The organism is Campylobacter concisus, from assembly GCF_003048595.2.
In the GTDB taxonomy this organism is placed as follows: Bacteria; Campylobacterota; Campylobacteria; order Campylobacterales; family Campylobacteraceae; genus Campylobacter_A; species Campylobacter_A concisus_L.
The window spans coordinates 1337882-1360350 of sequence record NZ_CP049270.1 but is presented as its reverse complement, the minus strand read 5'-3'; the positions used below and the strand labels follow the sequence as shown (position 1 = coordinate 1360350).

21 protein-coding genes are annotated in these 22469 nt (G+C 37.5%); 17 read left to right on the top strand and 4 right to left on the bottom strand.

Features of this window, described 5'->3' with window-relative positions; translation table 11 throughout:
* Positions 1-14: 14 nt before the first annotated feature.
* From CVT15_RS06880 to CVT15_RS06870, 3 genes are all read left to right on the top strand, one after another.
* Complete coding sequence (locus CVT15_RS06880) at positions 15-866, top strand: universal stress protein (protein WP_021091781.1); 852 nt, start codon at positions 15-17, stop codon at positions 864-866.
* A gap of 310 nt (positions 867-1176) precedes the next feature.
* Positions 1177-4794, top strand: coding sequence for a DNA polymerase III subunit alpha (gene dnaE / locus CVT15_RS06875; protein ID WP_107898170.1), 3618 nt, complete (start codon positions 1177-1179; stop codon positions 4792-4794).
* Between the two features lie 14 nt (positions 4795-4808).
* Positions 4809-5483 carry a DUF6882 domain-containing protein gene (locus tag CVT15_RS06870; protein WP_196087904.1) on the top strand — a complete coding sequence of 225 codons (675 nt, stop codon included), beginning with the start codon at positions 4809-4811 and terminating at the stop codon, positions 5481-5483.
* Here CVT15_RS06870 and CVT15_RS06865 read toward each other — a convergent pair.
* From CVT15_RS06865 to CVT15_RS06855, 3 genes are read right to left on the bottom strand one after another with little or no spacing between them, the layout of a single operon-like run.
* Positions 5480-6142 (bottom strand): cysteine hydrolase family protein, encoded by a 663-nt coding sequence (locus tag CVT15_RS06865; RefSeq protein WP_103577459.1) that lies wholly within the window; start codon positions 6140-6142, stop codon positions 5480-5482. The two genes, CVT15_RS06870 and CVT15_RS06865, sit on opposite strands and share 4 nt — an antisense overlap.
* The gene (locus CVT15_RS06860; RefSeq protein ID WP_103577458.1) at positions 6139-7128 is read right to left on the bottom strand and encodes a sensor histidine kinase; all 990 of its coding nucleotides are present in this window, start codon (positions 7126-7128) and stop codon (positions 6139-6141) included. Before CVT15_RS06860 ends, CVT15_RS06865 begins: the two co-directional genes overlap by 4 nt.
* Positions 7125-7961, bottom strand: coding sequence for a DUF234 domain-containing protein (locus tag CVT15_RS06855; RefSeq protein ID WP_103577457.1), 837 nt, complete (start codon positions 7959-7961; stop codon positions 7125-7127). Before CVT15_RS06855 ends, CVT15_RS06860 begins: the two co-directional genes overlap by 4 nt.
* Positions 7962-8071: 110 nt before the next feature.
* Here CVT15_RS06855 and CVT15_RS06850 point away from each other — a divergent pair, with 110 nt between their 5' ends.
* The 4 genes from CVT15_RS06850 to CVT15_RS06835 all read left to right on the top strand — a co-directional run bounded on the left by CVT15_RS06850 (position 8072) and on the right by CVT15_RS06835 (position 12091).
* Entirely contained in the window at positions 8072-9403 is a 1332-nt protein-coding gene (locus CVT15_RS06850; protein ID WP_103577456.1) for an aminotransferase class V-fold PLP-dependent enzyme, read from the top strand.
* Positions 9400-10146 (top strand): hydroxymethylpyrimidine/phosphomethylpyrimidine kinase, encoded by a 747-nt coding sequence (locus CVT15_RS06845; protein WP_103577455.1) that lies wholly within the window; start codon positions 9400-9402, stop codon positions 10144-10146. Before CVT15_RS06850 ends, CVT15_RS06845 begins: the two co-directional genes overlap by 4 nt.
* Entirely contained in the window at positions 10139-10744 is a 606-nt protein-coding gene (gene thiE, locus CVT15_RS06840) for a thiamine phosphate synthase (RefSeq protein ID WP_107898169.1), read from the top strand. Before CVT15_RS06845 ends, thiE begins: the two co-directional genes overlap by 8 nt.
* A gap of 69 nt (positions 10745-10813) precedes the next feature.
* Positions 10814-12091, top strand: coding sequence for an aminotransferase class V-fold PLP-dependent enzyme (locus tag CVT15_RS06835; protein ID WP_103600540.1), 1278 nt, complete (start codon positions 10814-10816; stop codon positions 12089-12091).
* 37 nt (positions 12092-12128) lie between these two features.
* Here CVT15_RS06835 and CVT15_RS06830 read toward each other — a convergent pair whose 3' ends face one another.
* Positions 12129-13235: an FtsW/RodA/SpoVE family cell cycle protein gene (locus tag CVT15_RS06830; protein WP_103577452.1), complete on the bottom strand. Its 1107-nt coding sequence runs from the start codon at positions 13233-13235 to the stop codon at positions 12129-12131.
* Positions 13236-13287: 52 nt separating this feature from the next.
* On the opposite strand from CVT15_RS06830, the gene CVT15_RS06825 reads away from it, so the two are divergent.
* From CVT15_RS06825 to CVT15_RS06780, 10 genes are all read left to right on the top strand, one after another.
* A complete protein-coding gene (locus CVT15_RS06825) occupies positions 13288-14259 on the top strand; it encodes an RluA family pseudouridine synthase (RefSeq protein WP_103577451.1) in 972 nt (323 codons plus the stop codon).
* Positions 14192-14866 (top strand): fibronectin type III domain-containing protein, encoded by a 675-nt coding sequence (locus CVT15_RS06820; protein ID WP_180998562.1) that lies wholly within the window; start codon positions 14192-14194, stop codon positions 14864-14866. The genes CVT15_RS06825 and CVT15_RS06820 overlap by 68 nt, the downstream gene beginning before the upstream one ends.
* 64 nt (positions 14867-14930) lie before the next feature.
* The gene (locus CVT15_RS06815; protein WP_103577450.1) at positions 14931-15398 is read left to right on the top strand and encodes a hypothetical protein; all 468 of its coding nucleotides are present in this window, start codon (positions 14931-14933) and stop codon (positions 15396-15398) included.
* Positions 15398-16585, top strand: coding sequence for a tRNA (guanosine(46)-N7)-methyltransferase TrmB (trmB, locus tag CVT15_RS06810; protein WP_103577449.1), 1188 nt, complete (start codon positions 15398-15400; stop codon positions 16583-16585). The genes CVT15_RS06815 and trmB overlap by 1 nt, the downstream gene beginning before the upstream one ends.
* On the top strand, positions 16569-17240 hold the full coding sequence (locus CVT15_RS06805) for a cell division ATP-binding protein FtsE (protein ID WP_103577448.1): 672 nt from the start codon (positions 16569-16571) through the stop codon (positions 17238-17240). Before trmB ends, CVT15_RS06805 begins: the two co-directional genes overlap by 17 nt.
* Positions 17227-18042: an FtsX-like permease family protein gene (locus CVT15_RS06800; RefSeq protein WP_087586257.1), complete on the top strand. Its 816-nt coding sequence runs from the start codon at positions 17227-17229 to the stop codon at positions 18040-18042. The genes CVT15_RS06805 and CVT15_RS06800 overlap by 14 nt, the downstream gene beginning before the upstream one ends.
* The gene (locus CVT15_RS06795; protein WP_103577447.1) at positions 18039-19259 is read left to right on the top strand and encodes a murein hydrolase activator EnvC family protein; all 1221 of its coding nucleotides are present in this window, start codon (positions 18039-18041) and stop codon (positions 19257-19259) included. The genes CVT15_RS06800 and CVT15_RS06795 overlap by 4 nt, the downstream gene beginning before the upstream one ends.
* 73 nt (positions 19260-19332) lie before the next feature.
* Entirely contained in the window at positions 19333-20049 is a 717-nt protein-coding gene (gene pyrH / locus CVT15_RS06790) for a UMP kinase (protein ID WP_054196984.1), read from the top strand.
* A gap of 18 nt (positions 20050-20067) precedes the next feature.
* A complete protein-coding gene (locus tag CVT15_RS06785; RefSeq protein WP_021091717.1) occupies positions 20068-20283 on the top strand; it encodes a DNA-directed RNA polymerase subunit omega in 216 nt (71 codons plus the stop codon).
* A complete protein-coding gene (locus CVT15_RS06780; RefSeq protein WP_103577446.1) occupies positions 20270-22459 on the top strand; it encodes a RelA/SpoT family protein in 2190 nt (729 codons plus the stop codon). The genes CVT15_RS06785 and CVT15_RS06780 overlap by 14 nt, the downstream gene beginning before the upstream one ends.
* The last annotated feature ends 10 nt before the right edge of the window (positions 22460-22469 follow it).

The window sequence follows — 22469 nt, the reverse complement described above, 5'->3', positions numbered from 1 at the left end:
TTAAAGGACAGATGATGAAATACAAAAAGTTGCTTTTTCCAATAGGAGCTGGAGACGATATCGAGCCAAGAATTTATGGTGCCCTAAAGGTTGCTCAGTGGTTTAACACACATATGGAAATTATGACTTGTCAGCTTGACCCAAGCGTAGTTTATAATATGAAAATGACGCTTCGTGGAGGAGTGCTTTTTGAAGAATTTCTAAAATCAGCTAAATCTGAACTAGCTGTCGAGCATGAAGAGAATGAGAAAATTTTCAATAAAATTTGTGCTGAGCTTGGCATAAAAGTAACTAGTGAAATCATTGAAGATGTTTGCACTGCAAATTTTACTATTCATAGTGGCAAAAGAAGCGCGATAGTGGAGCAAGAGAGTAAATTTTGCGATCTAGTGGTGGCTGCTGTGCCACTTGATGGAAAGATCACTGGCACATTTGAGTCAGCTGTTTTAAAAAGCGGTAAAAATGCGATTGTAATCCCTAGAAAAATGCGTGAGTTTAAAGCCGATAATATCCTTGTAAGCTGGACTGGTACGACACAAAGCTCAAGAGCATTAACAGGCTCGATCGATCTTTTAAAAAAGGCAAAAAAGGTTCAGTGCATTACCTCAAAAGCAAGCCTTGGTGATAATGCCGAGCTAAATCTTAAAAAGCTTGAAGAGTACTTCAAAATTCATGGCATATCAGCCACTTTTGAAGTGATCGCTACCACGATGATACCTGGTGAAGCACTTTTAAAAGCAGCTATTGATAGAAATGCTGATCTAATCGTTGCTAGCAGATATGGTGAAAATGGTCTTATGGAAATGGTGCTTGGTGGCACTTCGAGATTTTTCTTAGAACACACAAATATCCCAGTTTATTTATAATGGATTGCGGCTTAGTCCGCGATCTAATTCTTTTTCACTTTATAGATTTTAAAATTCCACTCACTCGCAAGATTTGACTACTAAATTTTGGCTTCACTGACCGCTTAACTAAAATTTTAGAGTTGAAATTACTCGTTCATAAATTTTAAAATTTACAAGACCTTAATAGCATAGTGTGTCAGATGATAGCGCGCTTCGTTCTTAGCCACAAACTACAAATTCTATAAATTTTAAAGCTCCCATTAAGTTTTCATCAAGCACCTTATTAGCCAAAATTTTGTAAAATCCACTCATTAAAAAAGGATAAAAAATGAGTGAAAATTCTAGCTTTACACACCTGCATTTACACACCGAATACTCCCTTCTTGACGGAGCGAACAAGATAAAAGAGCTAGCCCACGTACTTCATGATAGAGGCGACACAGCAGCGGCGATTACTGATCACGGCAATATGTTTGGAGCGATAGATTTTTACAAGGCGATGAAAAAAGAGGGGATAAAACCGCTAATTGGCATCGAAGCCTACGTGCATAACGGCGAGCAGCTTGATGATAAGAGCACCAAGCAGCGTTTTCACCTTATACTAATCGCCAAAAACGAGACTGGCTATAAAAATTTGATGTATCTTAGCTCCATGAGCTACATCGAGGGCTTTTACTACTATCCTCGCATTAATAAAAAGATATTAAAAGAGCATAGCGAGGGCTTGGTTTGTAGCTCTGCTTGCTTGCAGGGTGAGGTGAGTTGGCACTTAAATTTAAGCGATCGTAACGTCAAATTTGGCGCAAAGGGCTATGAGAGAGCAAAAGAGGTCGCGCTTGAGTATAAAGAAATTTTTGGAGATGACTTTTATCTTGAGATCATGCGTCATGGCATCGGCGATCAAAAACGCATTGATGATGATATTTTGCGCATCGCCAAAGAGACTGGCATAAAGGTCATCGCCACAAACGATACTCACTACACTTTTAAAGAGCGAGCTGACGCGCATGAGGTTTTTATGTGTATCGCGATGAACAAAACTTTAGATGATCCAAACCGACTTCGTCACAGCGTTCATGAGTTTTTTGTTAAGAGCAAAGAGCAGATGAGTGAGCTATTTTTAGATATCCCTGAAGTGATAGAAAATACCCAAGAGATCGTGGATAAGTGCAATCTTGAGATCAAACTTGGCAACCCAACTCCGCCAAATTTTAAATTTACACTTGAGTGCTCCAAGGAGAGAAATTTAACACTTCCAGAGCCTAAAAATAGATATAGTTTTAAAAATGATGCTGTATTTTTTGAATATGAATGTAGAAAGGGGCTTGAAGAGAGGCTAAAATTTGTCCCTGAAAATTTACATGACGAATACAAAAAGCGCCTTGAGATAGAGATTGGCATCATAAATAAAATGAATTTCCCAGGCTATATGATGATCGTTTGGGACTTCATAAATGAGGCTAAAAGTAGAGGTGTGCCAGTTGGTCCAGGACGTGGTTCTGCGGCTGGCAGCTTGGTCGCTTATTCACTAAAGATCACTGACCTTGATCCGATCCCATACAACCTACTTTTTGAGAGATTTCTAAACCCAGAGCGTGTTAGCATGCCAGATATTGACGTGGATTTTTGTCAAAGTAGACGCGGCGAGATAATTGACTATGTTACGCAAAAATATGGAAAATTTAACGTTGCTGGCGTTATTACCTTTGGTAAATTGCTCGCAAAAGGTGTCATTAGAGACGTTGCTAGGGTTTGTGATATGCCTTACGCCGAAGCTGATGCGATGGCAAAGTTAATACCTGATGAACTAGGCATTACGCTAAAAGATGCTTATGAAAAAGAGCCAAAGATAGCTGAACTAATAAGTCAAAATCCAAAGGCAGCTAAAATTTGGAAATTTGCACTTGACCTTGAGGGACTAAATAGAAATGCCGGCCAGCACGCAGCAGGTGTCGTTATCTCAAATGAGGAGTTATGGAACAAAACTCCGCTATTTCGTCAGCCAAACAGCCCAGAAGATCGCTATGTTACGCAGTATAGCCTTAAATATCTTGAGGATGTTGATTTAATTAAATTTGACTTTCTTGGACTAAAAACGCTAACGGTTATCGATAATGCCATAAAGCTAGTAAAACAACGAACTAGCAAGGATATTATTTGGGAGCAGATCGATAAAAACGATTCTAATGTTTATAAAATGATACAAAGCGGCCAAGCGATAGGAATTTTCCAAATCGAGGGCGAGGGCATGAGAAAGCTAGGAACTAGCTTGCGTCCGGACTGCTTCGAGGATATCGTCGCGATGCTAGCGCTCTACCGCCCAGGACCGATGGAAAGTGGTATGCTTGATGACTTCGTCAAAAGAAAACATGGTGAGGCGGAGATAACCTACTCATTTAAAGAGCTTGAGCCGATCCTTGCGCCAACATACGGCGTGATCGTCTATCAAGAACAAGTTATGCAAATCGTTCAAGCCATAGGCGGCTTTAGCCTTGGCGGGGCGGACCTTGTACGCCGTGCGATGGGTAAAAAGATCAAAGAAGAGATGGACAGGCTAAAGGGCGAGTTTGTAAAAGGCGCTGAGGCAAAAGGGCTAAATGGACAAAAAGCAGACGATCTTTTCGAGCTAATTGTAAAATTTGCAGGATATGGCTTTAATAAATCTCACTCCGCCGCCTACGCCTACGTCACATTTCAAACGGCTTATCTTAAGGCTTATTACCCGGCTGAATTTATGGCTGCACTTCTTACAAGCGAAGAGAGCAACGTCGATAAGATTGTGCGTTATATCGATGAGATCAAGCGCATAAATATAGAAATTTTGCCGCCATCTATCAATAAATCAAGCAAGGAATTTAGCGTCGTGAAAAATGAGGGTCACGACGGCATTATATTTGGGCTTGGCGCGATTAAAGGCGTTGGTGGAGCGGCTATTGAAAATATTATCACTGAGCGTGAAGCAAATGGCGAATTTAAGAGTATGGATGACTTTGTTTCAAGGATAGATCCTTTTAAAGTAAATAAAAAGGTCTTTGAAAGCCTTATAAAAGCTGGATGTTTTGATGAGTTTGGCTTTAGTCGTAAGATGCTTATGCAAAATGTAGAAAATATCATAGAAGCTTGCAAAAGTGCTGCGCAGATCCGTAAAAATGCAGTTGAGAGTTTATTCGGCGAAGATGAGAGCATGAACGATGTGAGGATAAATTTTGTCACTATAAATGATGAATTTGACATCAAACAAATTTTAAAATTTGAACAAGAGAGCGTTGGTATCTACCTCTCAGGCCATCCGCTTGATGATTATAAAGACGAGATCAACAAGATAAAATACACTCTAAGCTCAGAATTTGAGAGCTTGCCGCAAAGCGCTGAAATTTTAGTCGTTGGTAAGATCGAGGACTTTAGCACAAGGATAACCAAAAGTGGCAAGAAAATGGGCACTATAAACGTGCTTGATTTTCACGGAAATATCGAGATCGCAGTCTTTGAAAGAGAGCTTGGCAACATCGAAGATATAGTAAAAGATGAAGCAAAACGCGACCTACCTTATGCTTTTAGGATAAATATCACAAAAGATGATCAATTTGTAAGGACAAATTTAAACGAGGTTTATAGCCTAGAAGATGCGCAAAATTTAGACTTTAAAACAAGAAAGCTAAAACAAAACTCTAAATTTTCTAAAAATGAAGAGGCGAGCGCCCCTCAAAAAGCAAGAGAGTATGCTGAGCTAGAGGTACTTTTATGCCTTAGTGAGCTTAGCAAAGATAAGATCACTAATCTTTATAATCTTGGCTATAACGAACATATAAAAAGTGGCACACACAACGATAAACGCCTTGTTATTAAGATAAAAAATGAAAATACGGCTCAAATTTTTGTCTATAAGACAAAATTTGTTGTAAATGACAGCTTTAAAGAAAAAGCACTTCAAGCAATAGCTTGCTAATGCCTGGAGAAGCGATGTTTTTAGATAAGCTTGGCATAGATAAAAGTAACTGGAGCGAGCTTTTTAGCGCATGTGTCGGCAAATCGACATTACTTCAAAAACGTGCATTTAAGCTACTTGTTGAAGGTAGCAACTGGCAGGTTGATTTTGATAGTGGCAAAATTTACTTTGATGGGCGTGAGTTTGACATGCAGTTTATTGGCTCTGAAAGCTTCTCGTCAAATACGTGGCTTTGGGGTTATGAAAATATAAATGGCTTTGATGAGCGTTTGCTCGAGCTTGCAAATAAAGCACGGGAGTTTGGCGAGAAATTTGGACTTAGTGCATTTAGCACGCCACGATTTGAGCTGGATGAAAATTTTAATGGTCACACGATTAGTATGGTTCTTTGCACCGCTTTTGATGAGCAAAATTATTATAGGATAGAGTACGAGGGAGGAGCGGCGTATGTGGCATTTAGAGCGGATATAGTCTTTGAAGAGCCAGTGCTAGCAAATGAGATTTTGAGCGTAGTAAATGAGTGTTTAAGCAGTTACGAGCTGGATCATAAAATCTTTATAAAAGGACTTTTGCTAAGCTGTGATATGAAATTTAGCGAAAGTCCTAATGAAATCGTATCGGATAAATACGAGCTTAGCTTTAAATTTGACGAGCTAAACAGGCTCATAAATATTTCAAGCAAGCTTTAAAATTTAATACTCTTTACCACATCAGCGCCAAGTGCTAGCTTCATATGAAGAGAAAACATCTCGTGGTAAAAATCGCCATTGTGTCCTGGTATATCGTACGTTTGCGTAAGATCAAACGGTACGATAAGTCTTGCTTTTTTATTGTATTCATTGGCTCGTAGTTTAAGATAACTAACACACTGATAAACGCACATATCAGTGCAATCTCCAGTAATAACAAAAGTGTCAATTTGTGGGTTTTGCTCTAAAAATTTCTCAAATTTTTTATTAAACGCAATGCTTAAAGAGTTTTTATAAAATGTCTTGAACTCTTTAAAAAAGCTTAGATTTTCTATCTCTTTTACGGTTTTTATCTCATTTGTATCAAGTATGGCATGTGGTAGAAAATTCTCAAATTCTTTTGAATCACTGGTGTGCCTATCTTCTATAAGGATAAAATTTCTAAAACCAAAATCTCTCCACGCTCTATCAAAAAGTGTCGCGATCCCTTTTGATAAGGCGGCTACTCTTTGACTGGCGAGCGCACCACTGCCAGCAAATGCTTCTATCATATCGATACAGATAAATGCAACATTTTTTGCTCCATCGTTTGAAATTTCTCTTAAATCAAGCGTTTGAAGAGATTTTTTAAAAGCCTCAAGTTCGTTTTGTATGTTCATTCTTTCTCCTTTATTGGTAAATTTATGCAAAATGTTTTTGGATTTAGTGTGATCTCGATACTGCCTTTGTGAGCCTCTATGATCTGTAAGCAAAGATGTAGTCCAAGGCCGTTTCCTTTTAGCTTGCTACTTTTAAATGGCTCAAAGACTATGGCTTTGTCTTTGATAGGCTCGCCACTATCGTAAACGATAAATTTATGCTCACTTGGTGTTTTTTCGTAGCTTAAAATGATCTCTCCTTCATCATCATCGCTCTCTTCGATGGCATCAATAGCGTTAAATAAAATATTTTGAAAGACGATGGCTAGTAGATTAAGATCGCCCGTATATTTGCCATCTGGAAATTCTAGGCTAAATTTAATATCCTTTGAATAGTCATAAAAATTTATAGCCTCTTCGCACTCTTTTTTAAGTTGCGAAAAGTCAAAAATTTGTGCATTTATGTTAAGACCTTTTGTAAAAAGTAGTGTAGCTTTTATTATGCGTTCGACTCGCCATGTAGCTTTTTGTATTTGATTTACGATAGGTTGTATGCGTTCATCGGCTCTTTTAAGCAGTGTCGAAGCTAAAAGCGAGATAGAGCCTACCGGATTTCTGATCTCGTGGGCTAAGTGAGCTGCTACTTGACCCATTGAGGCAAGACGCTCGGTGCGTTTTTCTACTGTTATGTTTGTTGCAGAGATTATTAGTTTATTGTCTTTAGAGCTTGTTTTAAAAAGATAAATTTGCCCATCTACATTTATCTCGCCCTCTTTTTTTGGTATCTCTTTAAAAATTTTACCAAGTCTTACTGCTTCTGAGTTTTGTAAAAAAATCTCATCATTTTCATCTAACACCCAGATAGCATTTGGCAAAATTTCCACGATATCTTTAATGAAATTTTGCAAGTTTGCGTAAGATGATGTTAAATTTTTATATTCGTTTTCTATCAGATAAGTCTGCTCTATCAGGCTTTTTAAGCCAGCTTGGATATCGTGTTCGTTCATTTTAAAAGTTCCTCAAAATCGCTAATTTCATAAAGCCTTAGCCTTTCATCCTTTAGATTTCTTAGCTCGCTACTAAATCCACTCTTCGAAAAAAGAGCAATAATATCTGGCTTGATATTTAGTTTTTCACATTTTTTCAATAGTAAATTTAGCACGTTTTTACAAACTTTTCTCTCTTTGTATTTTGCCTCGCCGACTATGATCTTGCCACCTATATTTAACAGCATATCAAGCTCTATATTCCTGCTCCAAAAGCTACTTAAAAATACGCCATTAATCAGAAATTTTTTTGCCATAAGTTCACCGCATAAAATTTCAAATCCAAGGCTTGCATATTCGTCAAATTCCTTTTTTATGATGGTTAAAATTTCATCATTTTTGCCAGCTTTTAGCAAGCTTAAATTTGGCTCTATAAATCTAAACCAAAACCTTGAAAAATGGCTATTAAAATGTATTTTATCCTCAACTTTATAGCCCCTTTCTTCTTTTTTTAGCATTTGGTTTTTTGATCTTTTTGGAAGTACTTCTCTGCTTTTTTCAAGCAGTAAAAAATTTTTTTCAAAAAGCTTTGCATAGACTTTGCTAGCTAGGCTTTGAGGTAAAATTTTATGTACGCTAAATTTTTTTCTATCGCTTCGTGCGAGTTTTATGAGGGCAGATTTTATAGCATCGTTTGTATCGGATTCGAAGTAAAATTTTGGCATCAAGGCTAAGAAGTTATTTAAAATTTCAGCCTCGATCGCTTCAAAAACATCATAATATGAGTGCTTTAAATCAAACTCATCAAAGACGAGATGAAATTTAATAAGTTCATTTATATCAAGGTGTTTCATTCGCTCAAATGTTGATTTTAAAGCTTTTATATTGGCTCCTTTATTTGGGCATTGTAGTATATTTTAGCTAAAGTAATCTATAATGCTACGCAAAAAACAAGGGTTGTGATTTGGTAAATTTAGAGCATATTAGAGAAAATATAATTTTAAAAAATGGTATTTATTATTTTGACTTTACAGCTTCAGGGCTAGCTTATAAACCTATCGAAGATGAGATGGCAAAAATACTCCAAACATACGCAAATACGCACTCTATCAGCTCATCAAACGCCTATAAAACCGCTCAAACTTATGAAGATTCAAGACGTGAATTAAAAAGCTTGCTAGGACTTGATGAGAGCTTTTATCTTTTTACTTGTGGCAATGGAGCTACCGGTGCGATAAAGAAATTCCAAGAAATTTTAGGCATTTATGCATCACCAGCATTAAAAAAAAGATATGCGTTAAAGCCAAATGAAAATTCTCCGCTCGTAGTGCTTGGGCCTTATGAGCACCATTCAAATGAGATAAGCTTTAGGCAAGCACTTTGCGAGGTTGAGCGTATCAGGCTTGATAAAAATGGAGAAATAGATTTTAATCATTTGGAGCAAATTTTAAGGATAAATGTCGGTCGTGAGATCATCGCAACCTTTAGTGTGGCTTCAAATGTGACAGGGGTTTTAAGTGATTATAGAAAAATTTATACTCTTGTAAAGTCTTATGGTGGCATTGTGGCATTTGATGCGGCAAGCTTTAGTGCTTATGGAAATATTGATTGCGACTATTTTGATGCTCTTTTTTTATCGCCACATAAATTGCTTGGTGGAGTAGGAAGTTGTGGGCTACTTGCTATAAAAAAGATACTTGCAAACTCAGATGAACCGACGTTTGCTGGCGGTGGAACGGTAAGTTATGTTAGCAAAAACTATGCTATATTTGTAAAAGATAGCGAACAGCTAGAAGAGGCTGGTACACCGCCTATTCTAGGACTCATAAGAGCAAATTTGGCTTATAGGCTGAGAAATGAGATAGGGTTTGGGACAATATATGAAAACGAGAGCGAGCTTGGAGAGTATTTTGAGAAAAGACTAGCAGAAATTTCTGAGCTTACGTGCTATCATCCAAACAACATAAAGCGTTTGCCGATATTTGCTTTTAATGTGAATGGTGTTTCACCTTATGAACTAGCCAAAGTTTTAAGCAAAGAATATGGCATTCAAACGCGTGCAGGATGTTCTTGTGCTGGACCGTATGGGCATGATTTGCTTCATTTAAAAGAAGATGCACTATTTACCCATAAGCCAGGCTGGGTAAGGGCCGGACTTCACTATACGCATACGTTAGAAGAGGTGAATTATCTAGTGGATGCATTAAAAAATAGCATTAAGAAGTATTCAAGCATTTGGAAAGTCGATGATCCTTTTAGTGTTGATAAAATTTCAGGTTGTATGGGAGATAGATGAAAAATATATTAATTATTGCAGGAAGTGATAGTGTTGGTGGTGCTGGCGTGCAGGCTGATATTAAGACATGCGAGGCATTTTCTTGCTACGCAGCGACAGCTATTACGGCTCTTACGGCACAAAATACAAATGGCGTTAGCAATATCTTTGCTACAAATGTTACAAATCTAAATGAACAGATCAAAATGGTAGACGAGGAGCTAAATATAGACGCTATCAAGGTTGGAATGCTTTTTAATAAAGAGCTTATATCCTGCGTTGGTTTTTGGCTTGAAAAATTTCATAAGCAAGGCATCAAAATAGTAATAGACCCAGTTTGCGTAGCAAAATCAGGCTCAAAACTTCTCGAAGACGATGCGATAGTAAGCTTAAAAGAGCTTTTTAAATTTGCAGATATCATCACACCAAATATCGATGAAGCTAAAGTTTTAGAGCTTGATAGCAAAAATTTGCCTTGCGATATGATCTTAAAGCGAAGCATGGTTGCAGAAATTTGCGAAGATACTCTTTTTAAAAAAAATGGTGATGTGCTTAAATTTAACGAACCTTTGATAAAACCAGAGATCATGCACGGGGCTGGATGTAGCTTTGCAAGTGCGCTGGCCTGCTTGCTGGCAAATGGACACACCAAAGAAGAGGCCATAAAACTAGCCAAAAGATACATTTTAAATGCTATTAAAAATGCAATTACGACAAAATTTGGCAAACGTCTACTAAATCATAAAGTTGGCATAAGTGATTGAAATTTACGCGATTAGCGACGATGTGCTGATGCCTGAAAATTTAGCCTTGCAATACACTAAAGAAATTTTAGAGTGTGGGGTGAAATTTTTTCAATTTCGCTCTAAAAAAATACCCAAAGATAAGAGGCTAGCTAGTGAAATTTTCAACCTATGCGAAAAATTTGGAGCTAGATTTATCGTAAATGATGATATTTTATTTGCTGCTCATATAGGGGCAAAGTCCGTGCATTTGGGAAAAGATGATGCGAGCATAAAAGAGGCGTTTGAAATTTTAGGAGATGATGCTTACGTGGGAGTTAGCTGCTATGATAGCTTGGAGCTTGCCATTAGGGCAAAACAAAATGGTGCTAGCTATATGGCTTTTGGAGCGATGTTTAAAAGCCCAACAAAACCAAATGCGCCACTTTGCAAGGCTCAAACTATATCACAAGCAAAAGAAATGGGAATGAATGTTTGCGTAATAGGCGGCATAAACTCTAGCAACATTGCAAGTGTTGCTAAAGTAAAACCAGACATGATCGCCTTAATATCTGCTATCTATAAAGATGGCACGATAAAGAAAAATATAGAAAATTTACAAAGAAAATTATTACTTTAAAAGACACTCGCTTTGCAAGCTTTTTTATGAAAATTTCATTATAATCCCTACTTTAAAAAAAGGAAAACATTGCTAAATATCGATGAAGTAAGAAAAAATATCATTTTAAAAGAAGGCCTTTACTATTTTGACTACACGGCTTCAGGTCTTGCTTACAAGCCCATTGAAGATGAAATTTTAAAATTTTTAAAAACCTACGCAAACACTCACTCTGATAGTAGTTCAAGCGCAGCGTTAACGCAAAAATGCTATGAAAACGCAAGAGCTGAGTTAAAAAGCTTATTGGGCCTTGACGATAGTTTTTATCTTATCGCGACTGGTCAAGGAGCAACGGCTGCGATAAAGAAATTTCAGGAGATAGTGGGAATTTATATCTCACCAGCTACAAGAGCCTTGATCGGTGAAGCAAATTTAAGAAATTTAAACTTGCCATTAGCGATCATTGGCCCTTATGAGCATCACTCTGTTGAAGTTAGCTTAAGAGAAGGGCTTTGTGATATAAAACGTATAGAGCTTGATGAAAATAATGAGATAGATTATGCGATGCTTGAGAACACATTAAAGCAAAATGCAAAAAGAAAGATAATAGCTAGCTTTAGTGCCGCCTCAAACGTCACTGGCGTTAAAACTGATTATAAAAAAATTTACTCGCTGATTAAAAAATATAATGGCGTTTTGGCTCTTGACGTGGCCACTCTTAGTGCTTATGAAAATGTTGATTGCAGATATTTTGACGCACTGTTTCTCTCGCCTCACAAGCTACTTGGCGGAGTTGGGAGTTGCGGGCTTTTGGCTATCAAAAAAGAGCTTTGTAAAAATTTGCCTACATTTGCAGCTGGAGGCACAGTCAAGTATGTAAGCAGGACATCACATATTTTTACTAGTGAAGTTGAAAATTTAGAAGAGGGCGGCACGCCACCGATAGTGCAACTAATGCGTGCAAATTTAGCCTACAAGCTAAGAAATGAAATCGGACTTAATAATATAAAAGCAGCTGAATGTGAGCTAGGCGAGATGTTTTGCAAAGAGCTAGAAAAGATAGATGAGGTGATAAATTATTGCCCTGAAAATTTAGATAGATTGCCCATTTTTGCATTTAATGTAAAAGGCATTTCGCCTTATGATTTTGCTGCTAGTTTAAGTAGTGATTTTGGTATCCAAACACGTGCAGGCTGTGATTGTGCTGGGCCGTATGGACATGATTTGCTTAATTTAAAAGATAATACTATTTTTGACGAAAAACCTGGCTGGGTACGTGTTAGCATTCACTACACGCATACAAAAGAGGATATAAAATATCTTATAAATGCCATAAATTCTTGCATCAAAAAATACAAAAAAAGATAGAGTAAAAACTATATATTTAATACTTGTGGAGAAAATTTTAGAAGTGAATTTTTATAAAGCTATAAGTTCTATCAAATCTAAAAGTTAGCAAATTTTGCAAAATCCCAAAAAGCACCATAAATGTAACAAAGCTACTTCCGCCGTAACTAAAAAATGGCAGTGGCACGCCCACAACTGGTGCAAAACCGATCGTCATCGAGACATTTACACCAACGTAAACGAAGATTAGCGCAGCAATCCCCGTGGTGGTAACTTGTGTAAAATAGTCGTTTTTTAGGCCGTAATTTAAACTTAAAAGATGTGTTATAAGTGCTCCATAAAGCCCAAGTAGAAACAATCCACCATAAAAACCAAAACGCTCGATATTGTAGGCAAAGATGAAATCACTAGTGGCGATTGGCAAAAATTTAAAGTGCGTCTGAGTTGCCTCATCTTTTGGCTTGCCTTTGAGTCCGCCGCTACCTATGGCGATGATGCTTTGTTTGACGTGATAGCTTGGCTCTTCAGCGATGAAATCGTGAATTCTTTTTTTTTGATAGTCATGTAAATTTTCATACAAAACTGGTACCAAAAAGCCTATCGCAAGGATGATAGTTATCCAAATTTTCTTATTTACGCCGATGACAAAAAGAATAGTGTAGCCAACTATCAAAAGTATGAGTGCAGTGCCAAGATCAGGCTCTTTCATGATGAGCACAAATGGTAAAAGTATATAAAAACTAAGTCTTAAAAAATCTTTTACTCCGTATCCATTAGCTTCTGGAGGACGCTGTTTAATGAGATAGGCTAGCATCAGCAAAAAGGCTGGCTTCATCAGCTCTGATGGCTGAAGTGTGAAGTGAACGAAGGGAATTTCTAGCCAGCGCCTAGCTCCTAGTTTGCTAACGCCAAAGAGATCAACGCTTAAAAGTAGCACGATGCAGACCCAGTAAAACATCGGAATGATCCAGTCGATACGCCTAATGGGCAGTAAAAATGCTACACAAAATGAAATAAAACCAATGCCAAAATATACAAGCTGTTTGTTTGCTAAGACGTCGTTTGCTTCGGAAACTAGGATGTAAGAGATGGCTATGATTGGGATTATTAAAAACGGCTGAATAAAATCAAAATGTGTTAAAATACGCCGATCTAGTTTTATCAAGAAGCAAACCTTAATTTTTGGGCTAGATTATATCACAAACAAGGCTTTGATTTTGGTTAAATTTAATGTTTTAAATAGCTCAAGACTAGACGTTGCAGTAGCGCAGGAACTTCAAATTTCACGCAATCAAGCTTTAAATTTGATAAAAGATTCTCTCGTAAGCGTAAATTTAAAACCAGTCTCAAAACCAAGTTTTGTTTTAAGCGAAAATGATGAAGTTTGCGTAAATTTTCCCCCAAAAAAAGAGGTACAAAATGAGTATGAAGTAAATTTTGATATCCCAATCATCTACGAAGATGATGATCTAATAGTGCTAAATAAGCCCCCACAAATCGTCGTTCACCAAGCCCCAAGCGTCAAAGAGGCCACGCTCGTTGAGTGGCTAAATAAAAAAGGATTTATGCTCTCAAATTTAAATGGCGACGTAAGAGCTGGTATTGTCCACCGCCTAGACAAAGGCACAAGTGGTGCTATCGTCGTTGCTAAAAACAACTTTGCTCACGCAAAACTTAGCGAGCAGCTAAGTGATAAGAGCATGGGGCGAATTTATCTAGCACTTACAGATCTGTCGCTAAAAGAGGACGTCATCATCGAAAAGCCAATTGGCAGGAACCCAAACAATCGTCTAAAAAAGGCGATCGTCGCGGACGCTAAATTTGCAAAAAGTGCCTTTGTAAATTTACTAAGCGAAAATGGCATAAATTTAATAGCAGCAAAACTTTTTACAGGCAGGACTCATCAGATAAGAGTGCATCTATCTAGCATAAACCGCCATATTTTAGGCGATGATTTATACGGATTTAAGAGCCAAGGCGATAAAATAAGCAGAGTTATGCTTCACGCTTATATGCTTTATTTTATCCATCCACGAACTGGCAAAAGGGTGGAATTTATCGCAAAAACGTATGATGACTTTAACCAGATAATTTACAAAAAAATTCCCAAGGAGATTTTTGATGAAAAAATTTGCCCTACGCATATTGACACCATTTTTAGCAGCTTTCTTGGCGGGATGCGGCTCTAGCGTACCTACTCAGCAAAGCATGTCGCTACCAACTATCACAAGCTTAAAAACCATTTCAGACATGACAGAAGTTGGTTTTGAATGGAATCCAGTAACCGATGAAAGCGTTGTTGGATACTATCTCTACCGCTCAAATCCAAATGATGCCAACTCAAAAATGCAGCTAGTTGCAGACATCAAAGACCGCTTTGCAACGCACTATGTAGACCGCAACTTAGCACCGGAGACCACATACTCATACCAGATGAGGACCTACTCAAGCAACGCCATCTCTCAACCAGGCACAATCGCAACTGCAACTACAAGGCCATTGCTTGACTCGGTACCGTTTTCGCAAGCCATCACAGGACTTCCTGGACGTGTAAAAATAGTGTGGAGACCACATCCTGACAATACTGTAGCAAGCTATATCATCCAAAGAAGCGATGCAGGACGTAATAAATTTAGCCAAATAGCAGAGATAAATGGCAGGCTAAATGCCGAGTATATCGATACTGACGTAAAAGCTGGAAGTTCTTATGAGTATAGAATTTTAGTAAAAACATCTTCAGGCGTTGTCTCAAAACCAAGCCAAAATATCAGTGCAACAACAAAGGAGTTACCCTAAACCAGTAACGAATCTTCAGGCAACAAAGAATGCACCAAAAAAGATAATCCTAACGTGGGATTATATGCCGGCTGAGGATTTTTCGTACTATAAAGTTTATAGAACGACTAGTAAATTTTTACCTTATACGTATCTAGCAAAAACTACTAGTAATACCTATGAAGATCTCATAAATACAAATGCGGCAACAAGGTATTATAGAGTTACGGCTGTTGATAAAGACGGCCTTGAGAGCTTAAAACAAGAAGAGCCAATCGTTGGTAGTACGCTTGGTGCACCAAAGACTCCAAATATTAGTGCGAAATATGATGGAAGTGGCGTAAATGTAAGCTGGAGTGCAGTAGATAGAGCTAGTTCGTACACGGTCTATAGAAGCGGTGCAAGCGAGAAAATTTTTAGCGGCATAAGCGAAAATAGTTTATATGATAATAGCGTGCAAGCAGGGGCAAGCTACTCTTATAGTGTCGTAGCTATCGATGAATACGGAATTGCTTCTGATAAATCATCAAAAGCAGAAGTTAGCATAAAATAATGCCAAATTTTATAACTTCATCTCTAAAAGATATCTCATTTCCTTTTGGAAATGACAAGGTCAAATTTCTTTGGCAGGCAAATGGACGAAACGAGAGGCTCATCTACACAAAAAATGAAGAAGAGAGTTTTTTTCTAGTCGTAAAAGATGGTAAAAAAGGTATCGTCGTAAAGGGAGAAAAGCTTACAAAGCCAGCTAAAGTTGGTCTTTTACAAGAGGCGCTGGAGCTTTTTAAGGAGCAAAATTGCAATGACGTAATCAGTCAAGCATTTGCTGTAAAAAAGACAAATTTGACTAAAAAAGTGAGTGAAATTTTAAGCCTTGAAGAATTTGTGTCAGCATTTTGCGAGCTAAAAGATAAATTTGATCAAATTTTTATAGAGATCGGCTTTGGTTCTGGTAGACACTTGCTCTATCAAGCCAAAAACAATCCAAAAGCTTTGGTTATAGGCATAGAGGTGTATAAGCCAAGTATCGAGCAAGTAGCAAAGCTAGCCAAGGCAAATGACCTAGAAAACGTGCGTCTAATAAATACCGACGCCAGACTTTTACTCTCTCTCGTTGGCTCAAATTTAGTTGATAGGGTATTTTTGCATTTTCCAGTGCCATGGGATAAAGCAGAGCATAGACGTGTGGTTTCATCGGCGTTTGCACTTGAGTGCGAGAGGATACTAAAAGTGGGTGGTAAATTTGAGCTAAGGACTGATAGTAAGGAGTATTGCGACTTTAGCTTAAGTAAATTTTTAGAGCCTACAAACTCAAAAATAGAAGCTTTTAAAAATAGAAATTTAGAAGTAACTAGTAAGTATGAAGACCGATGGAGACGTCAAGACAAGGATATTTACGATGTTGTTTATACTTGTGAGATTGAAAGTGGCGAGAGTATTTTGGCTGGAGATTTTACCTTTAAAGAAAAGACAAGCGTAAAAAATATTATTAAAAATTTTAAAAATTTTATCATCAAAAAAGAAGACTATTTTTTACATTTTGAAGAAATTTACATCATAAATGAAGATGAAATTTTGCTAAAAGTTGCTTTTGGAGCATTCAATAAACCTGAGCAATGTTTTATCAAAATAAGCGATGAAAAAAGCGAATATTTTATAAAAAAACCGATCTTAATTCGTGAGAGTTTAGCTGCACACGAGCTTTTGAAGGAGTATTTGGCTGATGCAAGAGATAATTAGTGCAAGAAATTTGAGCCTAGCTTATGAGCGCGATGAAATCGTAATTAATAGCGTAAATTTAGATATTTATGCAAATGATTTTGTCTTTATCACAGGCAAGAGTGGAAGTGGAAAAAGCACGCTTTTAAAATCATTTTACGGAGAAATTTCACCCCTTGCTGGAGAGCTAAATGTATGCATGACACAAATGGATGACATCGATGATAAAAGACTTTGTGAGCTTAGGCAACGAGTTGGCATTATTTTTCAAAATTATCGTTTGATAAATGAATGGAATGTCGAAAGAAACGTCATGTTGCCCCTCATCATCAAAGGCATCAATCAAAATGTGAGTAAAAAGCAAGTAGCAAAGCTTTTAAAGCATGTAAATATGCTTCATAAAGCTGACAAATATCCAATGGAGCTAAGCGGTGGTGAGCAGCAAAGAGTAGCGATGGCAAGGGCACTGGCACATAATCCAAATTTGCTTTTATGCGACGAGCCAACTGGAAATTTAGACGAGTACTCAAGCGATGTTATCTGGTCGCTTCTAAAATCAGCTAGGGAATTTTTAGGCACGAGCGTGGTTGTTGTCACGCACCACATCCCATCTACACTTCGTATCCCATACCGTCACTTCGTCATAGAAAATGGAGGCGTGTATGAGATCGCTTAAGAATCATCTTGGATTTATCTTGCCACTGATCGCACTTTTGTTTTCAGTGCAGTTTAGTCTAACTGCTGATAAGGTTGTGAGAGATTATGAAAGACTCATGGGAAATGACTACAACATCGTCATAGTTTCAAGCAAAGAGCTTAGTGATGCTATTTTAAAGCCTGTGGTTAGCAATCTATCTAGCCTCGAGCCACTAAGTCCGCAAAAGATAATTGACCGCCTTTCAAATGATATCTCTGCTAAAAATTTATCCATACTGCAAAATGCGCTACCTAAATTTTACTCACTAAAACTTAGCGAATTTCCGACGCCGCAGTACATGGATGATCTAAAGCAAAAACTTTTAAAATTTGATGGCATCACAAAGGTTGAGACATTTTCAAAGACTCACGATAAGGTCTTTAAAATACTAAATTTAGCCAAAAGTATATCGTATGCTTTTATGGCGATACTTTGCGTAATAGGGCTTATGCTTATGCTAAAGCAGGCTAAAATTTGGCTATTTGAGCACAGAGAGCGCATCGAGATTATGACGCTTTTTGGAGCACCATTTTGGCTAAAATCAGCTATGCTTTACAAATCGGCTATGGTTGATAGCCTAGTTGCTACCGTTGCAGTCGGTGCATTCTTCTTTTTCTTGCCTAGTATTGAAATTTTTAGAGAAAATGCCGCAAGTATTGATGTGGTATTGCCTAGTCTCGATCCTTCAAGGGATATTTTTATTTTATTTGGCGTGGCTATGTTTTTAAGTATTTTTGCTGTTAGTTTGGTGATGAGCAAGGCTAGAAAAAGCACGATATGAGAAAGGGAATTTTTACATTTTTGCTAGCTTTTAGTCTAGCTTTTGCGTCAAATACCAAAGAGAAGATCAAAGACTCTAAAAACTCGCTAAGATCGAGTCAGGCGATGAGCGAGCAGCTTAGTAAAAAGCTAGATGATTTAGCTGGCGACATCGTAAGTGGCGAGAAAAAACTTCGAGGTATAAGTGGTGATATCACAAATTTAAAAGGTCAAATTTCTGTGCTTGAGACAAATGCTTCAAAAGCACTTGTTGAGCTTGATGATCTAACGAAACAAAACAAAGAGCTAGAACGCACGCAAAAAGAGCTTGAGCAAAACATGATAAGAATCATCGCAGAAGATTTGTCATTTGATCTTTTGATGTCTGCAACTGAGGGCAAGCAAAGCGAGGAGAGCATTATCTCGTCTCAAATTTTAACCAAGCTAAATGCCATTGCAAAAGAGGATTTTAAGAGACTTAGCCAAAACTATGAAGATACGATTGAGAAGATAAAAAATAAATCAAACAAAATAAGCGAGATAAACTCAAGCATCAAAAACTATAGACGCAAGCAAAGTGACTTGCAAAATTTAGAAAGTACGCAAAAAAATACTATAAATGGGCTCAAGCGAGATAAGGAAATTTATAGTAAAAAGCTAGCCAAACTTCAAGCTCAGCAAGATGAGCTAAGAAAGACGCTAGAGCAGCTTGCTATCATGCAAAAACAAGAAGATGAAGCCGCACGTGCTGCTAGAGAAAAACAAGAAAAAGCAGCTGCAAGCAAAGGTGCTAAAAAAGGTGAAAAAAGCCAACCAATGGGTGGAGGCTATCAAACAAGCTCGGTAAAAAAATATTCAGGTGAAAAGACAATCGCTCCTCTTGATAGCTACACCGTAAAGCAAAAATTTGGAAATTACGTAGATCCAATATATAACATCAAAATTTTTAATGAGTCAGTCACGCTTCGCTCAACCACGCCAGATGCCAAGGTCAAAAGCGTACTAAATGGCAAAGTGGTCTTTGCAAAAGCGACACCAATGCTTGAAAATGTAGTCATTATAGAAAATGAAAATGGTATACACACGATCTATGCTCACCTAAGCCAAATCGCACCGACAGTCAAAGTAGGCTCAGTCGTGCAAAAAGGCTACGTCATAGGTAGAGTAAGAAACGATCTAACCTTTGAAGTAACGCAAAGAAACTACCACATTGATCCACTTGAAATGATCTCAAAATAGCCACTTTGTAAGCATTATTAGCTAAATTTAAAGCCTTTTTGGCTAGAATGCGTGAATTTCAAGGAGCATGACAATGAGTAAAAGAAAACGCGTATTGGTTAAATTTTCAGGCGAAGCTTTAGCGGGAGAAAATGGTTTTGGCATAGATACGGCGGTGCTTAAATTTATAGCAAATGAGATAAAAGAGCTTGTCGAAAATGGTATCGAGGTTGGCATCGTAATAGGTGGTGGCAACATTATACGCGGTGTGAGTGCCGCAAAAGATGGTATCATTAAACGAACGAGTGGCGATCACATGGGCATGCTAGCAACTGTTATCAACTCAATCGCGATGCGTGAAGCTTTAGAGAGAAGCGGGCTAGAGGTAAGAGTGCAAAGCGCGATCAAGATGGAGGCGATCTGTGAGACTTTCATCGTTGGACGTGCGCAGCGCCATTTGGAAAAAGGCAGAGTCGTTATATTTGCTGCAGGTACTGGTAATCCATTCTTTACAACTGATACAGCAGCCACGTTAAGAGCTATTGAAATCGGCTCAGATATGATCATAAAAGCTACAAAGGTTGATGGCGTTTATGATAAAGATCCTAAAAAATTCAAAGATGCAAAACTTTTAAAGTCACTAAACTATGAAAAGGCAATGAGCGATGATATCAAGGTTATGGACGATACTGCCATAGCTTTAGCAAAAGATAATTCACTGCCGATTTTGGTTTGTAACATGTTTAAGGCTGGAAATTTATTAAAAATAATAAATGAAGAAGAAGCAGCCCTATACTCAGTAGTAAAATAAATTTTAAAAAGGATAAATATGAGAACAGAACAAATAACAGCAAGAGCGTTAAAGCAAGTTGGTGATGATAGATATAAACTTTCACTTATTGTAGCAAAGCGTGCAGAAGCACTAGCAAATGGAGCAGTAGTGCTTGTAGAAGCCGATACTTCAAAGATGAAATTTGCTGACATTGCGCTACTTGAAGTAGCTGAGGGCAAAATAGGCTTAGAGGCAATAGTTGAAGGAAAATAGTCTTTTTTTAGAGCAGCTAATAGAACAAATTTTACCTTGTAAAAATGTGTCAGAAGCTATAACGCTGCTCTTTTCTCTTTGCGAACGAAGCGAGAAATTAGACAAAGCTATAGATAACTGTGTCACATCTCATGCTGGTCAATACCGCAAAAGTGGCGAGCCATACGCAATTCATCCTATCTTGGTAGCATCAATAGTGGCAAATATGGGTGGCGATGAGAGCATGGTCATAGCTGCACTACTTCACGATGTAGTTGAAGATACTGAAGTTACACTTAGCGAAGTTCAGGCTGAATTTGGTGATGAAGTGGCAAAACTGGTTGAGGGGCTTACAAAGATAGTTGCTATAAGAGAAAACAAGCTTGCAAGCTCGAGTAGTAATGAAAAACTAGCAAGCTCGGCACTAACTTTTAGAAAAATGCTTTTAATCTCCATTGAGGATGTTAGAGTTCTTGTGGTTAAGCTTTGTGACAGGCTTCATAATATGCTAACCCTTGATGCATTAAAAGTAGAAAAACAAAAACGCATTGCTGAAGAGACGCTTATGGTCTACGCTCCGATCGCTCATAGGCTTGGAATTTCATCGATTAAAAACATACTTGAAGATCTAAGCTTTAAATATGCGATGCCAGAAGAATACGCCAAGATTGATAGCTTTTTAAATAAAAATAAGCAGCAGCTTAGCCTTAAACTAAATGCTTTTTACGAGAAAGTAAATCAAATTTTGCTTGAAAATGGCTTTATTGAGGGCACTTTCGAGATTCAAAAACGTATAAAACATTACTATTCGATTTATTTAAAAATGCAAAGAAAAGGTATTTCGATTGAAGAGGTACTTGATTTGCTCGCTATTAGAATTCTTGTGCAAAAGCCACTTGATTGCTACCTTGCGCTTGGAAATTTGCATATAAATTTTAACCCTCTTATTTCGAGATTTAAGGATTATATTGCACTTCCAAAGCAAAATGGCTATCAAACGATACATACAACTATTTTTGATAATAAGAGTATTTTTGAGGCACAAGTTCGTACTTACGATATGCACAAAACCGCTGAATATGGTGTCGCAGCTCACTGGAAATACAAAAACGGCGAGGGTAGTCTTTTAAATCCAAAGCTTGACTGGCTAAACGACATTGGTATGCAAAATAATGAAGCTGAAAGTAATGTCGAAGAGCTTTATGAATATGCAAAAGATAGTCTTTACATAGAAGATATTGCGGTCTATTCGCCAAAAGGTGAGGTTTTTACGCTTCCACGCGGGGCTACCGCACTTGATTATGCTTATGAGATTCACACAGAGATCGGACTTTACGCAAAAGAAGCTTATATAAATCGCGTCAGAATGCCACTTTTAACAGAGCTAAAAAACGGCGATATTGTAAGGATTGTAACTGGCGAAGAGGCAAAATTTCGCTGTTCATGGATAAATAGCGTTCGAACTGGTAAAGCAAGAGCTACGATAAGGACATATTGCAAACAAAAGATAAAAGATATAAATTATAAAATCGCAGTTGACATTTTAAAGTCGGTTTTTGGCGTTTCGAAAGATAGAATCTTAGACTGGATAGAGCATGAAAATTTAGGCAAAAAAGTTTTTCGTGCTGCAACTGAGAGCGATTTTTTTCAAGAGGTCGTAAATATGCTTAAAAAGTATATAAAAAAAGAGCGTCCTTTTATGATCTCTTTGGGCGACAAATATCAGGTTAAAAAGCAAAAATTTGAAAATATCGTAATCTATTCAAATCATAAAATTTCAAATGTCGAGTTTGACTATTGTTGTAACCCAAAAAGGGGCGATAGTATAGTTGGCTTTAAAAATGGACACAATGTGACAGTGCATCACAAGCTTTGTGAGCGTGCCGGGAAACTTATGGATAAGGGCAATGAGATCATCTTTGTCAAATGGACTAGAAATGCCCCACATAGATATAAAATTTTATTAAATCTTGAGAACCGAAAAGGCGTGTTGGCTGAATTTTTAACATATCTTGCTAGATTAGATGTAAATTTGGCTACAATCTCGCTAAACGAAGCAAATGACCTTAGCGGTGATACATTTGAAATAAGTGTTGAGATAGCTGAAAATATCGATGCAAACGAGCTAAAAGAGAAGATCAAAGATAGATATAAGATTATAGATTTCGTTTCGCAAAGCGATCCATACCATAACTAGGAGAAAGATA

Coding starts and splice junctions, on each gene's coding strand:
- CVT15_RS06815 (WP_103577450.1), top strand. CDS start 14,931: ATGCCGGCTGAGGATTTTTCGTACTATAAAGTTTATAGAACGACTAGT.
- dnaE (WP_107898170.1), top strand. CDS start 1,177: ATGAGTGAAAATTCTAGCTTTACACACCTGCATTTACACACCGAATAC.
- CVT15_RS06880 (WP_021091781.1), top strand. CDS start 15: ATGAAATACAAAAAGTTGCTTTTTCCAATAGGAGCTGGAGACGATATC.
- pyrH (WP_054196984.1), top strand. CDS start 19,333: ATGAGTAAAAGAAAACGCGTATTGGTTAAATTTTCAGGCGAAGCTTTA.
- CVT15_RS06800 (WP_087586257.1), top strand. CDS start 17,227: ATGAGATCGCTTAAGAATCATCTTGGATTTATCTTGCCACTGATCGCA.
- CVT15_RS06795 (WP_103577447.1), top strand. CDS start 18,039: ATGAGAAAGGGAATTTTTACATTTTTGCTAGCTTTTAGTCTAGCTTTT.
- CVT15_RS06855 (WP_103577457.1), bottom strand. CDS start 7,961: ATGAAACACCTTGATATAAATGAACTTATTAAATTTCATCTCGTCTTT.
- CVT15_RS06865 (WP_103577459.1), bottom strand. CDS start 6,142: ATGAACATACAAAACGAACTTGAGGCTTTTAAAAAATCTCTTCAAACG.
- CVT15_RS06870 (WP_196087904.1), top strand. CDS start 4,809: ATGTTTTTAGATAAGCTTGGCATAGATAAAAGTAACTGGAGCGAGCTT.
- CVT15_RS06785 (WP_021091717.1), top strand. CDS start 20,068: ATGAGAACAGAACAAATAACAGCAAGAGCGTTAAAGCAAGTTGGTGAT.
- CVT15_RS06805 (WP_103577448.1), top strand. CDS start 16,569: ATGCAAGAGATAATTAGTGCAAGAAATTTGAGCCTAGCTTATGAGCGC.
- CVT15_RS06820 (WP_180998562.1), top strand. CDS start 14,192: ATGAAAAAATTTGCCCTACGCATATTGACACCATTTTTAGCAGCTTTC.
- CVT15_RS06860 (WP_103577458.1), bottom strand. CDS start 7,128: ATGAACGAACACGATATCCAAGCTGGCTTAAAAAGCCTGATAGAGCAG.
- CVT15_RS06845 (WP_103577455.1), top strand. CDS start 9,400: ATGAAAAATATATTAATTATTGCAGGAAGTGATAGTGTTGGTGGTGCT.
- trmB (WP_103577449.1), top strand. CDS start 15,398: ATGCCAAATTTTATAACTTCATCTCTAAAAGATATCTCATTTCCTTTT.